Raw genomic sequence first — 14,871 nt, forward strand, 5'->3', positions numbered from 1 at the left:
CGGGTTTTTCCCTCCGGTCAGAACCCGACCTGCTTGAAATCGTTAAAAAATTCCCTCGATTTTCCAAAATTGCTATTTCCACTTTTTGAAAATATTAATTCGTTGACATGAATTGAATTAAAACAATTTTATCGGACTTTTCGGGGAAACTCCTGCCTGGCTCCTGTCGCTAAAATCCTACGGGGTTTCATGAGGATGACATAGCCCGCATTATTCATAAAAATATATAAGAAAGTCATTGCCCTATAGAGTTTATGAATAATGCGGGATCGGTAATTGTTGATTGCAAATCGCCGGACAGTAATGATATTTATTATTAACGACTATTGATTTTATCCGAGAATTGTATTAAGAGATAATTATGATAAAATCTAAACAAATAGTGAATTCTTTCTTGTTACATACAGCGTTAAGGAGCATAAATGAGATTCGACAATATAATTGAGGCGATTGGCAGAACGCCAATAATCAAACTGAATAAACTTTCTAATCCTGATTCGGCGGTTATATATGTAAAAATGGAAAGTTTCAATCCCTGTCATTCGGTAAAAGACCGTGTCGGCGCGGCAATGATTGAGACAGCCGAAAAAGACGGCTCGCTTAAACCCGGCATGACTATTGTCGAACCGACCTCGGGCAATACTGGCATTGGTCTGGCGATGACAGCCGCGGCTAAGGGCTATAAAATAGTCATTATAATGCCTGACACAATGAGTATTGAGAGACGTAAAATCTTAAAGCTTTTGGGCGCCGAAATAATTTTAACGCCCGGTGAGGATGGCATGAAAGGCGCAGTATCAAAAGCTAATGAACTGATGAGGGAAAAGGGCTATTATCAGCCGCATCAATTTTCAAATCCGGCGAATCCTGAAATACATCGCCAGACTACCGCCAAAGAGATTATCGATGACCTTGATGATATCCATCTTGATGCGTTTATAATGGGTGTCGGAACAGGCGGCACATTAAGCGGCGCAGGCGAAGTGCTCAAGAAGCGATATGGCTGCAGAGTTTACGCTGTCGAGCCTGATGATTCCCCGATATTGTCAGGCGGAAAACCGGGACCGCATCAGATTCAGGGAATTGGCGCAGGGTTTATTCCGGAAAACTATACCGCTGAGGTTGTTGATGAGATTATACGGGTTAAATCCAAAGATGCTTTTGAGATGGCTAAACAGCTGGCAAGACGAGATGGCATACTTGCCGGGATATCTTCCGGCGCCAATGTCAAAGCGGCAATTCAAGTTGCCTCCGGGCTTGACAGGGGGAAAACAGTGGTTACTCTCATCGCCGATTCCGGCGAAAGATATCTTTCAACATTTTTAACGGACGATTGAATTAATTCTTGACAAAGTATGCCGATTACATAACATAAAACATGATTATTATTGATGATATTAAAGCGATTTATCGCAATGATCCAGCCGCCAAAAATATTGAATTTCTATTATATCCGGGATTTCATGCGATATTTATACACAGAATTATTCATTATCTATGGGATATTGGAGTTCCGTTTATCCCCAGATTGTTTTCGCAAATATCGCGGTTTTTAACAGGCTTGGAAATTCATCCCGGCGCTAAAATCGGCAGGGGTTTTTTTGTCGACCATGGCGCGGGACTGGTTATTGGCGAAACCGCCGAGATTGGTGATAACTGCGTGCTGTTTCATAACGTTACTCTTGGCGGAACAGGCAAACATAAAGGCAAACGTCACCCAACGCTTGGGAATAATGTTTTAGTAGGAACCGGAGCCATCCTTTTAGGGCCTGTTACTATTGGAGATAATGTTAAAATAGGTGCTAACAGTTTTGTTTTTATGAAAGACATTCCATCCAATTGCACGATTGCCGGTTCGCCGGCAAGGATTGTCAAACGCGATGGTATCTCAATTAATGAGGAACTGCCGGCAACAAACTTTATAGAAACCGAAGCAGTATCGAGATAATAATGCCAGATTTTGCATTAAAGTTTTATTATGGCAGTGATTATCTATAAGGTATTGCTATAAATCAATATCATTACGCATTAGATTAAATAATAGCCTCACAGAAAAGTGAAGCATGAGATGACTGTCTTATTATTATTACAACCGTCAACACACACCTGACCTCTCTCAAAAGGGGAATAATAAAATGTTGGAGCACGGAGTGTAACCAACTACCCTAATCCTCTTCAAGGGGGTATTAAAGCTGCGCTAACATGCTATATGATTATGCAATTTAAAAGTTTCCCGCCGCTGCTGGAGATTTAGGGTAAAACGCTTTTGCTTGAGGATATTTGTTTTTAAAGTCCCCCGCCGCTGGCGGGGGAGTTAGGGGTGTGTTTTTATCACTAAAAAAATCAACTGCAAAAGCCTGTCTAATATGGCTTGATTGATAAAAAACAGGAGCGTTCATTTGAACGCTCCTGCTAACAATATAGGTTTGTATGCCTATATCTGAATATTTTTAGCCGCCAAATAGAGCAACAAGCCAACTTTTCAAAAAGATTACCCGCTGCACTAAAAGCGCTATACGTCCCATCACAGTAAGACCGAAACCAGCACCAAAGCCAATCATGATTATATAGATGCCGAATTTTGAAACAGCGCCCATAAAGCCTTTATGAGGCATGGAAAAGAAGAAATAGACCAAGGCCGATACAACCGAAATCACTATCAGAAAAGTGTTAAGACCGGCAATGCTAAAGGTTAATGGGGTTGCAATTGTAGCTTGAAGTTGTTTGAATAAGTAGGTGTAGAGATAAACGGTAATTGAAACGCCGGAACCAATTCCGATATAAAAAGCAATAGAATATCTCGAAACCCAAGAATACTTTTTAGAAAATCTGGTCCACATGATAATACCGAGAATAGCCGGGATTATATACCAATATTGTCCATTGTCAAAAATCGGTTCCCAGACTTTGTCTTGAAAATTGGTCCAGAACAGAAGCATAGTAAAGTAGCCAGTAGCAACACCGGCAACTAAGCGTTCAGCGAATTTATAAAAGGGATTATCCTTATACAAAAAGCTGAAAATACAAAGGGTTAGGAAGGCGGCAATACCGTTTCCTATAAGTTCATAGGTAGTCATCAGGCGCTTCCTCCCATCTGTTGTTTTTTCCTACGGGTGGCGAAATAGGCCACATTTGATAATATAATAAATAAAATTATCACCAAGTGGGCTATAACCTGGTATGCCATTTGAGCCATACCCTCACCGGGATAACCAACAAGCTTTTCATATTCTGCGGCGCCCTTGACACCGGGAATGATGCCGAACAATTGATTTGATCCTAAGTACTGGTAGTAGTTGGCCGACATAACGCCGGTTATGCCAAGAGCCAGCGGGAATTTATATCGACCATTGCCATAAACAAGCCACATATCGGCTGTATTGCCGGATGTTATCTCGATAACGGCTTTAACATCATCGAAGTTTTTAATGCCATTCATTATTGGCTGATCATCAAGCGGAGTACCATAATAATCAACCGGGAACGGCACTCTGAAATCAACTCCCATAGCCATGATAACAATTGCCGGGTATGGCCGATAGCCTAAAAAGATATAGTCTTCTCCCCGGATCTTGTTATGATTTTCTGCAAGATCGGACGTTATTTGCTCAACCAAACCTGGGCCAAACTGCGACAGGGTAACAAAAATCAGCTTTATATCTTTTTCGAAGGCCTGGTTAATAATAGCCACAGCCATAGGATTGAGTTCAGCCATCGAGGATGGGTCATAATCGACACAGATAAAAAGATAATCGCCGGCTTCTGTTTTATCAACATAATCGTAAATTTTCCTCACTTCAGGGGAAACAGATACTGGCACGTTGAAAGACCAGATAGTAGGGATAATAACTGCTATGCCGATAGCTAAGTATACCCAGCGGCGGTCTATTTGCATTATTTTTTCAAAAAACATATCTCATCCTCTCTCAATCATGACCCATATAGGTTCGTTCTATACCAAGGATGATCTTGATAGCAGTGGCGGTAGCGCCCAAACCGATACCCATCATGATAGCGCGGTTAGCAGCCATATTTGGTACTGAAAGTATCCAGGAAACAGCCTTGAGGTTGAGTGCGGAAATCGGACCAAGGGGAATAAACCGAAGCATTACGATAAATGCTGTTAAAAGAAGGATAGTCGCTAAAGCCGATCTGGCTCGGAAAGCGCGATAAGCTGCACTGGCTATAAAGAAAGCCAGAAGGGAAAAAATAGTCGCTTGAATCGGCACTAAGACATACGTGAATAAATCCATATGCAAACTGCCTAACTCCATGTTTTCTCGCTTAAGGCAGGTTACTACCATAATCAAAAAACCAGCCAGCAATACTGCCGAATAAAATCGTTCGCCGGGCACTTTAAGTTTGCTTACATTGGCTTTTACCAAACTCCATATTCCCAGCGGCATAGCCAGAATGCCAATAACAATCGTCCAGTCTTGGGAATATGTGAATATAAACTCAGACCAGCCTGTCGGGATAAAATATTGAATCAGCATGGCAAAACCTGTAATCCCGACAATTAAAATAGGTATTTCTCTTTTCATATAACTCTCCGGGTTACAGATTAACGGTTATCATATTTAACAGATATGGCAAACCTGCGGTTATTGCAATTGTGCCTAAAATAATAATTATCATCACTAAAGCCTTAGAATAATCCTGAGCTTTAAGCGTACCAAGCTGAACCGGTTCCTGCGAAAGATAAGCTGATGCCGCATAAAGTTCTTCACCAATTAAAGTATAATCAGTAGCTGCAACAAAGAACGGCAGTTGAGCGATCTGGTCTGTACCGGCTATCTGAATTGAGCCGGCAATATTTCCGGTTTCAGCGAGTATCAATGATTCCGCGTAGAAAACCCCCATATAGAAATTGGTTGCCGGTTTTTCGCGAAGCATAATTCCGTTAACAGCCGCTACATAAGGAAACTGTAGAGCCGTAACGTAAAAAACGTCGTCAGCATTGTATTGGTCGGGACGTCCAGCTTCAAGATAGGCAGTTCGAACTGTTTCCTGAGCAACCGCTAATACTACGGGGTCTTGAACAGGAACCAACACCCGGGTTTGATATTCTGCGGTTTTTTTGGCTACTCTTGCCAGAATTGTAAATCCGGCAATTGTAGCAATGTCTCCGGCAGTGCCCAAGCCAAGAATGAACAAAATAGGCTTGCCCATTTCGGTCGCTCTGCCTATGGCGTCATCAACAGCATTAATTCCAGGCAGCGGACGCACGTAAAGATTTTTACCCTTCTTAGCTGAGGAGATAAGCACTAACAGAAAGGCGGAAAAAATCAAAACGCCAATAAGAATCGGAAGTTTGCCCCAATGAAACAGATTTTCAATCGTTTCCCCGGAAGCTATTTCTGAGGGTTCCGACCGGACTTGCTGATTTGATACAGCAACTATTTTATAATACCAAGAGCTGTTTTTTGGCATATAGTCAGGATTGGGAATTGTTTTTGTAGGCGGCGTATCGTCAACATCTTCAAATGTTGTTTCTCCCGATGGCATCTTGCCTTGTGAAATGAATTCACCGTCCGGCGAATCCGAACGGAGAACGTCATACATAATAACATTGTTTAAACCTGAGCCGTCATCAGGCGACAGATTCCATTCGATTATCAAGCCATGACCAGCATCATTAGGTTTGTCGCTAACCGTTATATTAGTTGGAGGACTTGGCGCCGGCGGTCCGATTGTATCGATAAGCACTTCCTCATCAGCCGCCTGGGCAAATACACCTCCTCCCATGAGCAATACTAGCATTAAAACTAAAATTGTCTTAGTCAATTGATTCATAAGCTACCTCCGAGAGTTACTGTAAAAGAACTAATTTTAAGTTAATTGTCCGGAACATAATTTATCTTAAAATATTGTATATAAACTTTTTATTATAAATAAATGAAGCAGAATAATAATTCGGTAAAAAATGGTAATCAGCAAAACTATCTGTAAACATATCATTCATATTATAATAAAACTTATCGATCAATTAATCCCAGCCAGTCTCCCAGCAAAAACTGCATTCTTCCCACTAAAAGTGAAATTCGAGCCATGACAGTATAACCGAAACCAGCGCCAAAAGTAATCATCAAAACCCAAATGCCGATCTTGCTTGCCGTGCCAAATCCGCCCTTGTGTTCCTTAGAGAAAAAGAAATAAATCAGACCGCACATAACGCCGCCAACAATTATAGTGTTTGAAAAGCTTGCCAAGAAACTAAATGAACCGTTTTCGAAAACAATAAGCGGTATCATAGTATTCTGAATCTGGCCAATAAAGTCGGAACGCAAGAACCGGACAAGATTTAATCCGGCGGTTGTGCCAACTATAAACGCCAGCGGCCAGCGCGATATCCAGCCTATTTTCGAGGAAAGCCGCATCAGAAGCAGGATACCCATAATAGCAGCAAAAATATAATGATATTCCGGTTCACGGTCTGCCAGCGAGGGCAGAACAAATCTCACCGCTTCCGGATAAATTTTAGCGATCAAGTTTGGAAATAAAGTACCCCAAATACTTACTACCATCCAGTAAGCCGCCGATACGCCGACAAACAGATGTTCGGCAAACTTGTAGAAGATATTATCTTTATAGAGAAACGACAGAATCGATAGAGTTAGAAAGGCGCCGATCCATACCCAAATATCGTTCATCTTAACTTATCTCCGTCTTTCTTTCACGCGCTCGTTCTATAAAAAAGGTAATATTGCCAATAATTATAAACAGCATAATCACAATATGGGCAATCGCCTGCGGCCCCATCATTCTAATTCCGGGTTTTGACATATTTTTATATTTTGGATATTTTTTTATCAATGCCGATTCATACTCAGCCGCTCCCTTAATTCCACCCATCATGCCCAAAAGCTGATTTGGCCAGTAGGGATACAACAAAGGCGCCTGCACCGCAGTACATCCGCCGGCTACAGGAATGCCGCCTGGGTCGCCGGCAAATAATATCCACTCTTTAATACCGGGAGTGCCGCCGCCAAGACCGACAATCAAATCGAAGCTGGTCAGGTTGGATACCTGCTTCATCATAGGTATTTCATCGATATATGTTCCCAGCACATCGGTAGTATACATTTTCTTCATATCTGTAAATAGAACATTGATAAGTCCCTCATTGCCAGCTTTATATCCGAGATTGACAAAATCTTCGCCATAAACTTTGTCGGGGAACTCCTTTGTCTGCACCGAGTCGATAGTAATTGTTGTCAGGTTCTGGCCGGTAGCCCATAAACACAGATAGTAGATTTTCAGGTTCTTTTCGTTGCAGTGACGGACTAAAACATTAGCCATAGGTTGAATTTCCGGTACCGTGGAGGGGCCGTAATCCATTGACAATAATACTCGCGAACCGGCGGGAAGTGATTCGATAGTATCGAAAATATTTTTTACTATAGGATCGGCTTTTTCTGTAAATGTGATATTTAATAAGAGCGGAATAATTACCGACAAAGCAATAAATAAAAATATTATTCTTCGGTCGATATTTTTCATTTTGTCAAAAAGCGCCATTTTTACCTATTGCTATTTAGAATTCATTAAAATACTGGGAAATCCCGTCAAAGCACTTATATTCTCTATCGATATCATCCGATAGCTCCGGAAAATCATCATGGCAATCATATTTATCGCTAAATGCCGATTGCCCTGTTTCCAAATCAAGTAAATACCATTCGAAATGAACATCCAAATGGTTAGTATGATCATCGTTTTTATAATAGCTGAACATCAGATAGAGATTCATCACGCCGTCAGCCTTTAGTTTTTCTGAATATGTTGAACAAATTTCCAAAGGAGCATGGCTCTGACCATTAAAGCAGCGGTTGAACTCGTTCCAGTTGTCCGCATCGCGCAATCGATTTTTTATATCCTTATAACAGAGAAAATCTACTTGTCCCTCAAATCGTTTAATCAGATTTTGACATATGTTATCGCTTAGGTTTTCGTATAATTTAATTTGATTGTCCGGGGAAAGACGTACATCCTCGAATTTGCTCAATTTGGGATTCGTGTAAATTTGGGCTACCATAGGCGAGGCGATTGCTATTGTTTCAAAATCCGTGAAGGTTTTAGCCTTTTCGGTTGTGCCTGCAGCGGTTAAAATAATGGCTAAGATAAAAATATGCGTGTAAAGCCTAATCATTTGCCTCCCTCCGAGCCCATATAGCCGCGCTCGATTCCGAGTATCATACGCAGCGACATCGAGATAACACCCAACGAGATGCCTATCATAATGGCTCTCTGACCGGCCAGGTTGGGAATCGCCATTATCCAATTGGCTAAAACAGGTATATGAAAAAACTCCAGCCAGGATGGCAGCCAGAATGTGATATAATGACCTACCGGCGTGCGTCCCAGAAGTATAATAAAGGCGGTAATCAGAAGAATCGTCGCCTCTTTATTTTTTGCTCTAAATGCCCGATAGGACGCCGAAGCTACAAAAAATGCCAGTATGGAAAACATAGTCGCCTGAAGCGGTGTGAATATATGGTCATAAATAAGCGTAAACAGCGAACCGGGAGCGGCTACATCGCCTTGAATGCCATCGGGATTGCCGATTTTAAAGGCGCCGGCGATTAAAGTAACTATAAAACCGACAACCGTAACTATTGAGAATGGCCAGTCCTTAGCTCTTTTGTAGATGCGGTTGCCATGAATGCGAATCAAGTTGCCGCCGCCAAGTATCATAGCGAAAACCGCGATAATATCGAAAAATACCGAGAAGTCCTCGCCCAATCTGCCGAATGGGTCATGCGGGATGAAAACCGAGAATATCAGGACTGTCCCGACGATGGCTGTTATTATTAGTGGTATCTGGCGCTTCATGCTAAACTACCAATAATCCTCAATTTAACGTAAACAAGCTCATAGTAAACTGATGCAGGGCATCAAAAAGATTTACACCGGTCAGCGAATACATAGTCGCCGCGAAAACGCCGAACACGATAGCTGCCATCGCGATAATCTTGCCGACATCCTGCCCTTTCAAACTGCCAAGCTGTTTGGGTTCGCCCGACAAATAAGCACTGGCGGCGAAAAGCTCCTCGCCGATAAGCGTATAATCGCAGGCGGCCACGAAAAACGGCAGCTGCGCGGGCATAGCCGTGCCAGCTATTTGTATGGCGCCGATTGAGTTGCCAGTCTCGGCGAAAATCAAGCTTTCGGCGAAAAATGAACCCATATAGAAACAGGTGGCGGGTTTGTCGCGCACCATGATGCCATCCACTGCCGCCACATAACCGAATTGCTCATCGGTAGTATAATAGACGAAATCATCAGAGTAAAAATCGCTTCGCCCGGCTGCGGCATACGCCTCTTTGATAGTTTCGCGGGCGGTAGTCATCACGATTGACTTGGAAACCGGCATGTTGATTTTTATCTCATACTCGGCGATTGTCTTGGCGACTCGCCCAAGGATAGTAATCCCGGCGATTGTCTGAACATCATCCATATCCCTGATGCCGGGGATAAACAGCACCGGCCGCCCCATCTCGGTAGCTCTGCCAACCGCTTCATCGATAGCCTCAAGGCCTGATATCTTGCGAATAAATAATTCCTTGCCGCGTTTGGCGTGATATATAAAATAGATAACAGAGCCGCAAATCAAAGCGCCGATTAGAAACAGAAATTTGAGGTTGGTGTTAATCCATTGCTGGTAGGAGTGAACCGGTTTCGTAATTTGGGATGCATGTCCCGTAATGTCATTAGTAGCGGCGACTTTGTAGACATAGTTTATATGGTCTTCCGCGCCGGCATCAACATATTGAGCAACGCCTGCGGCAGCCATACCAACTGATGTGAAAATGGTATCGCCCTCAAGCGCGCGAAATATCTCATAGCCGACTACGTTGTTTAATCCGGAACCGTCATCAGGGGAAAGCGACCATGAAACCAGAATTTTGCCTCCGCCGTCGCTGGGATTATCTTTGGCTGTAACAAGCGATGGCGGCGCAGGCATAGGGGATACAATCGCTGTTTGGCTGAGCGCTGAATCGGGCGTTTGTGTTTCCGGCGTTTCCTGACAAAAAACGCTGGCTGAGAATAGAAATATGATAACTATGGCGGCCGGAATCATATTGTGTTTCAAGCATTGCTCCTGTTGCGCAAATTAGCTTCAGCGGTCATCTCAGACCCGAAAAAAACAAATATAAAGAATGATGTTTAACAACACAAGCTTTAATTTCCCTATTTATTTCCAAACACGCTGTATTCCATGTAACGGGTGGGTTTATTTATGTTGTGTCAGTTCGCAGTCCGCCTAAGGCGGATGAACTGACACATATTGCTTGACAATAAGACCGGCAGGTCGCGTTTCACTGCGACCTGCCTAAACAGTTGAGTTAACCCAAGGGTGGATAACAATAATGCTGTGCCCGCCGGCAGGCAGGAAGTGTCGGCATGACCAATTACCGGACTACCGTTTTCGCGGGAGTAACGTCGATTATAATGTTCTATAAAATGCCGAACAGCGGTGATATCAAATAAAGATTATGTGAGATATCGTTATGTCAGACTTAAGACATTTATAGTTGCTGCAAATATAATTTTTTTGTTGACATTGAATTGACAATGAATTAAATAGCATATCATTGTTTTTTCCCTTATGGAGTTTTGCAGCTATGGAGGTGATTTTTTGGGGAAGTTATTAGTATCAATTTCCGGAATTCGCGGTATTGTTGGCGATAGTTTAACATCAGAAACAGCTATGCAATATGGCAAAGCCTTTGGCAAATACTTGAAAGGCGGGAAAGTTATAATCGGCAGGGATACTCGCTATCATGGGCCGATGGTTCTTTCGGCGGTTGCGGCTGGTCTTATGTGCTCGGGATGCAATGTTGTCGATATAGGCGTGGCTACTACTCCGGCGATAGAATTCACGGTTCGCGAGACACAATCAGCCGGCGGAATCGCTATCACCGCCAGCCATAATCCGATAGAATATAATGCTTTAAAATTGATTGGACCGGGCGGAACTTTCCTGACTGAAACGCAAGGGAAGAAATTTTTAAAATGCTGCAACAGCAAACAAAAATCTAAAAAAACCGAAAAGCCAAATATTGGCAGCTATTTCAATCAGGATGACTGGGACCTTAAGCATATTAAGGCTATTTTGGGTATCGATATAATAAAGCTTGCTTCGATTAAAAGAAAAAAATTCAGAGTTGTTGGCGATTGCGTTAACGGAACTGCCTCACCCGTAGCCGCCGAGCTTTTCAATTCGCTGGGCTGTACACTTAAATTAATCAATGCTGTTCCCGATGGAAAGTTCCCGCATCCACCGGAACCTGTGCCAGCCAATCTAAAACAGCTTTGCCGGGCAGTTAAATCATTCAAGGCTGATATTGGCTTTGCTTTCGACCCCGATAGCGACCGTATGGCGATGGTTGATGAAAACGGCAAAACAATTGGCGAGGAATATACGTTAGCTTTGGGCATGCGGTTTATACTATCGAAGAAAAGCGGTCCTGTGGCTGTAAATTTATCTTCATCGATGATGAATGATTTTGTTGCCAAAGAAGCCAGCGTCAAATTATACCGCACTAAGGTTGGCGAAATAAATGTTACCGAAAAGCTGAAGCGGATTAATGGAGTTGCCGGCGGCGAGGGCAATGGCGGCTTGATTTATCCGGATATGATGTATGGCCGGGATGGATTAATGGCGGCGGCAGTAATGCTTCAGTATTTAGCCTCCAGCAGAAAAACGATTTCTGAACTTGCATCGGAACTTCCCAAAACAACGATGATAAAAAGAAAAATAGCGCTTGATGGTAAGAAAATAAGTTTTAATAAAGTTATTAGGGCTTTCAAAGACGGAAAAGCCGATAAACGTGATGGAATAAAGATTATTTTTGATGATTGTTGGCTTCAATTGCGATTATCGAATACCGAACCGATAGTTAGGCTGATGACAGAGGCATACAGTGTTAAAAAAGCCAGATTATTAGCCGATGAAGTTGAAAAACTTCTATTATAAACATTGGAGAACAAATGTGTGGAATTGTTGGTTATATTGGCGATAAGAATTCCGTGCCGATTTTAATGGATGGTTTAAAGCGGCTTGAATATCGAGGCTACGACTCCGCAGGCATCGCCTGTATTGATAATTCAAATATAATACTTCAAAAAACAGCCGGTAAAATCAGCGTGCTTCATGATTTGATAAAGGCAGAGTCAATTTCATCTAAAGTCGGTATTGGGCATACTCGATGGGCTACTCATGGAGCGCCGACAGATATTAATGCCCATCCGCATCTTGATTGCACCGGTAAAATCGCAGTTGTTCATAACGGCATAATCGAAAATTTCTCAAGCCTTAAAACATTCCTCGAAAAGAAAGGCCACAAATTCATAACCGACACCGATACTGAAGTTTTGGCACACCTTATTGAGGAGCATTTCGAGGGCAACCTGCTTGAGGCAGTTCGTTCCGCTTTGACCCAGGTTGAGGGCACTTACGGTATCGCTGTTGTATCCTTAGATGAGCCCGACCGGATTGTTGCCGCTCGTCTGGGTTCACCTCTTGTTATCGGTCGCGGGCAGGGCGAAAATTTCGTAGCCTCGGATGTGGCGGCGCTTTTACGGTACACCAATCGCGTGGTATATCTTGAAGACCGCGAACTGGCTGAAATCACGAAAGATACTTTTAACGTAACACGGATTGACAAGACTTTGGTCAGCCCCGAATTTCAGGATATTTCTTGGTCGCTTGATATGATTGAGAAGGGCGGCTATCCGCATTTTATGCTTAAAGAAATTATGGAACAGCCGACTACTCTTCGCAATGCCATGAGAGGACGTTTAAACTTTGATGAGGGGACGACTCGTCTTAATGGCTTAAATCTCCAGTATAAAGAACTTACTAAAATTAAAAAAATAATAATTACCGCTTGCGGCACCTCTTGGCATGCCTCTCTTATCGGCGAATATCTTATTGAGGAATTTGCGCGGATTCCGGTCGAGGTTGAGTATGCCTCCGAATTTCGTTATCGAAATCCAATTATAGGCCCTGATACGAATTTACTTGTTATATCACAATCAGGTGAAACTACGGATACTTTGATGGCTCTAAGGGAAGCCAGACGCAAGGGCGCTACTTGCCTGGGTATCTGCAATGTTGTCGGTTCGACTATTTCGCGTGAAACAGAGGGCGGCGTATATATTCACGCCGGTCCGGAAATCGGTGTAGCTTCAACTAAAGCGTTCACTTCCCAGATAATGGTGTTGTCGCTAGTATCGATACTATTAGCTCGTATGCGCCATCTTTCGTTTCAAAAAGGCAAAGAACTGATAAAAGCGCTTGAGAAAGTACCGAACCAGGCAGCTGAGATTTTAAAAAAGAACGATGAGATTAAAGCTATTGCCGAAAAATACGCCAGCAAAAACAATTTCCTATATCTCGGCAGAGGCTTGAATTTCCCGGTTGCCCTTGAGGGCGCTTTGAAGCTTAAAGAGATATCCTATGTTCATGCCGAAGGCTATCCGGCGGCGGAAATGAAGCATGGGCCAATTGCCTTAATTGATGATAATATGCCGGTGGTTGTTATTGCGCTAAAGGATTCGGTATATGAAAAAATCATTTCCAATATCCAGGAAATAAAAGCTCGCAATGGCAATGTTATAGCGGTCGCTACCGAGGGAGATACCGATATAGCATCAATCGTTAATGATGTTATTTACATACCCAAGGCAATTGACTTTGTACTGCCATTGTTATCAATTATACCACTTCAGCTTTTGGCGTATCATATAGCGGTATTAAGAGGCTGTGATGTTGACCAGCCAAGGAATCTTGCAAAAAGTGTTACTGTTGAATAAACTCCTAAATAAAGGGGCTAATTATGGTCGCTAATCAAATTTTAAAAAGACGAATGGTTGATGAAAAAGACCAGATGTACCAAATGTATCATCAGGAAAAGATGTCGCTAACGGATATTGGCGAACATTACGGCTGCAGCCGTCAGTATGTTCAGTTAATATTCAAAGAGCTTGGCATCAAACGGCGTTCCCGGATGCTGGCGCTGAAAAATCGTCCCCGCAAACGGAAAAGCAAATATAATTTCATCGACAGCGATGACAAATTCATTCTGGATAATTATGATAGCATGACAGACCCCGCAATGGCTGAAAAACTGAACAAACCGCTAAAATCCATTATCTATCGGCGATTGATTGTTTTGGGCAAGAAAAAGGTTATAAGACGGAATTTCACGGTCGAGGAAAACAATTTCATCTTAGATAACTATAATGATATGACCGACATTGCTATTGCTCAAACCCTAAACAGATCGTTAATATCTGTAACTCATCACCGCAACAGAATTTTAAACTGCCCGAAACGTAAAACCAGAAGCTATACCGATTCTGAAAACGATTTCATTCAGAAGAACTACAGCAAGATGACCGATAGCCAAATAGCCGCCACACTCGATAGAACCAAAGCATCAGTGGCTATACATCGCAACGAGGTTTTGGGATTGGCAAAATCAAAAAGAAGGAAAAAGAGATAACCAACGCTATTAATTTTTATCGACTGGCATTTAATTGAGCCATAATTGAAACTCTCAATTATATTGATGATTGGCGGAATTGTCTAACAGTCAATTTTCAGACTAATATATTTCATTGTGGAATATAGGTTAATTAATCTATATATAAATTCACTACTGTCCGGCCTTTTTCATAGAGTTCTTTAAATATTATCCAACAAGCGAAACTTGCTTGATTCGCAATCCATAGAACAACAAGACATTGGACAACTTCAGCAAACATCGCTATTCTACTTTTTGCTTTGCATAATATTTCATGCCTGTCCGCCGACAGGCGGGCGCCGGCAGGCAGGAGGTATCGGCATGACCAATCTCT

16 protein-coding genes are annotated in these 14,871 nt (G+C 42.5%); 5 read left to right on the forward strand and 11 right to left on the reverse strand.

All coding sequences use genetic code 11. The features are described from left to right. Nucleotides 1–422 precede the first annotated feature (422 nt). Both cysK and cysE read left to right on the forward strand, forming a co-directional pair. Complete coding sequence (cysK, locus tag J7K40_05510; GenBank protein ID MCD6161854.1) at nucleotides 423–1,337, forward strand: cysteine synthase A; 915 nt, start codon at nucleotides 423–425, stop codon at nucleotides 1,335–1,337. A 41-nt stretch (nucleotides 1,338–1,378) separates the two neighbouring features. Further along, a complete protein-coding gene (cysE, locus tag J7K40_05515) occupies nucleotides 1,379–1,948 on the forward strand; it encodes a serine O-acetyltransferase (GenBank protein ID MCD6161855.1) in 570 nt (189 codons plus the stop codon). 274 nt (nucleotides 1,949–2,222) lie between these two features. On the opposite strand, the gene J7K40_05520 is transcribed toward cysE, so the two are convergent. From J7K40_05520 to J7K40_05565, 10 genes are all read right to left on the reverse strand, one after another. Then, a complete protein-coding gene (locus J7K40_05520; protein ID MCD6161856.1) occupies nucleotides 2,223–2,399 on the reverse strand; it encodes a hypothetical protein in 177 nt (58 codons plus the stop codon). 51 nt (nucleotides 2,400–2,450) lie between these two features. After that, nucleotides 2,451–3,077, reverse strand: coding sequence for a hypothetical protein (locus J7K40_05525; protein MCD6161857.1), 627 nt, complete (start codon nucleotides 3,075–3,077; stop codon nucleotides 2,451–2,453). Next, a complete protein-coding gene (locus tag J7K40_05530) occupies nucleotides 3,077–3,913 on the reverse strand; it encodes a hypothetical protein (protein ID MCD6161858.1) in 837 nt (278 codons plus the stop codon). The genes J7K40_05525 and J7K40_05530 overlap by 1 nt, the downstream gene beginning before the upstream one ends. 13 nt (nucleotides 3,914–3,926) lie before the next feature. Then, nucleotides 3,927–4,544 (reverse strand): hypothetical protein, encoded by a 618-nt coding sequence (locus tag J7K40_05535; GenBank protein MCD6161859.1) that lies wholly within the window; start codon nucleotides 4,542–4,544, stop codon nucleotides 3,927–3,929. 13 nt (nucleotides 4,545–4,557) lie between these two features. Further along, the gene (locus J7K40_05540) at nucleotides 4,558–5,796 is read right to left on the reverse strand and encodes a fibronectin type III domain-containing protein (GenBank protein ID MCD6161860.1); all 1,239 of its coding nucleotides are present in this window, start codon (nucleotides 5,794–5,796) and stop codon (nucleotides 4,558–4,560) included. Between the two features lie 182 nt (nucleotides 5,797–5,978). After that, a complete protein-coding gene (locus J7K40_05545) occupies nucleotides 5,979–6,653 on the reverse strand; it encodes a hypothetical protein (GenBank protein ID MCD6161861.1) in 675 nt (224 codons plus the stop codon). 1 nt (nucleotide 6,654) lies between these two features. After that, on the reverse strand, nucleotides 6,655–7,521 hold the full coding sequence (locus J7K40_05550; GenBank protein MCD6161862.1) for a hypothetical protein: 867 nt from the start codon (nucleotides 7,519–7,521) through the stop codon (nucleotides 6,655–6,657). A gap of 16 nt (nucleotides 7,522–7,537) precedes the next feature. Continuing rightward, a complete protein-coding gene (locus J7K40_05555) occupies nucleotides 7,538–8,152 on the reverse strand; it encodes a hypothetical protein (GenBank protein ID MCD6161863.1) in 615 nt (204 codons plus the stop codon). Next, complete coding sequence (locus J7K40_05560; GenBank protein MCD6161864.1) at nucleotides 8,149–8,835, reverse strand: hypothetical protein; 687 nt, start codon at nucleotides 8,833–8,835, stop codon at nucleotides 8,149–8,151. Before J7K40_05560 ends, J7K40_05555 begins: the two co-directional genes overlap by 4 nt. A gap of 19 nt (nucleotides 8,836–8,854) precedes the next feature. Beyond that, on the reverse strand, nucleotides 8,855–10,096 hold the full coding sequence (locus J7K40_05565; protein ID MCD6161865.1) for a fibronectin type III domain-containing protein: 1,242 nt from the start codon (nucleotides 10,094–10,096) through the stop codon (nucleotides 8,855–8,857). 546 nt (nucleotides 10,097–10,642) lie between these two features. Here J7K40_05565 and glmM point away from each other — a divergent pair. From glmM to J7K40_05580, 3 genes are read left to right on the forward strand one after another with little or no spacing between them, the layout of a single operon-like run. Then, nucleotides 10,643–11,983, forward strand: a complete 1,341-nt coding sequence (glmM, locus tag J7K40_05570; protein ID MCD6161866.1) for a phosphoglucosamine mutase — start codon at nucleotides 10,643–10,645, stop codon at nucleotides 11,981–11,983. 14 nt (nucleotides 11,984–11,997) lie between these two features. After that, nucleotides 11,998–13,824, forward strand: a complete 1,827-nt coding sequence (gene glmS, locus J7K40_05575; GenBank protein MCD6161867.1) for a glutamine--fructose-6-phosphate transaminase (isomerizing) — start codon at nucleotides 11,998–12,000, stop codon at nucleotides 13,822–13,824. A 23-nt stretch (nucleotides 13,825–13,847) separates the two neighbouring features. After that, nucleotides 13,848–14,516 (forward strand): hypothetical protein, encoded by a 669-nt coding sequence (locus tag J7K40_05580; GenBank protein MCD6161868.1) that lies wholly within the window; start codon nucleotides 13,848–13,850, stop codon nucleotides 14,514–14,516. Nucleotides 14,517–14,649: 133 nt separating this feature from the next. Here J7K40_05580 and J7K40_05585 read toward each other — a convergent pair. Continuing rightward, the coding region (locus J7K40_05585; protein MCD6161869.1) for a hypothetical protein at nucleotides 14,650–14,871 on the reverse strand (222 nt) is incomplete at its 5' end.

This window comes from Candidatus Zixiibacteriota bacterium, from assembly GCA_021159005.1.
In the GTDB taxonomy this organism is placed as follows: domain Bacteria; phylum Zixibacteria; class MSB-5A5; order UBA10806; family 4484-95; genus JAGGSN01.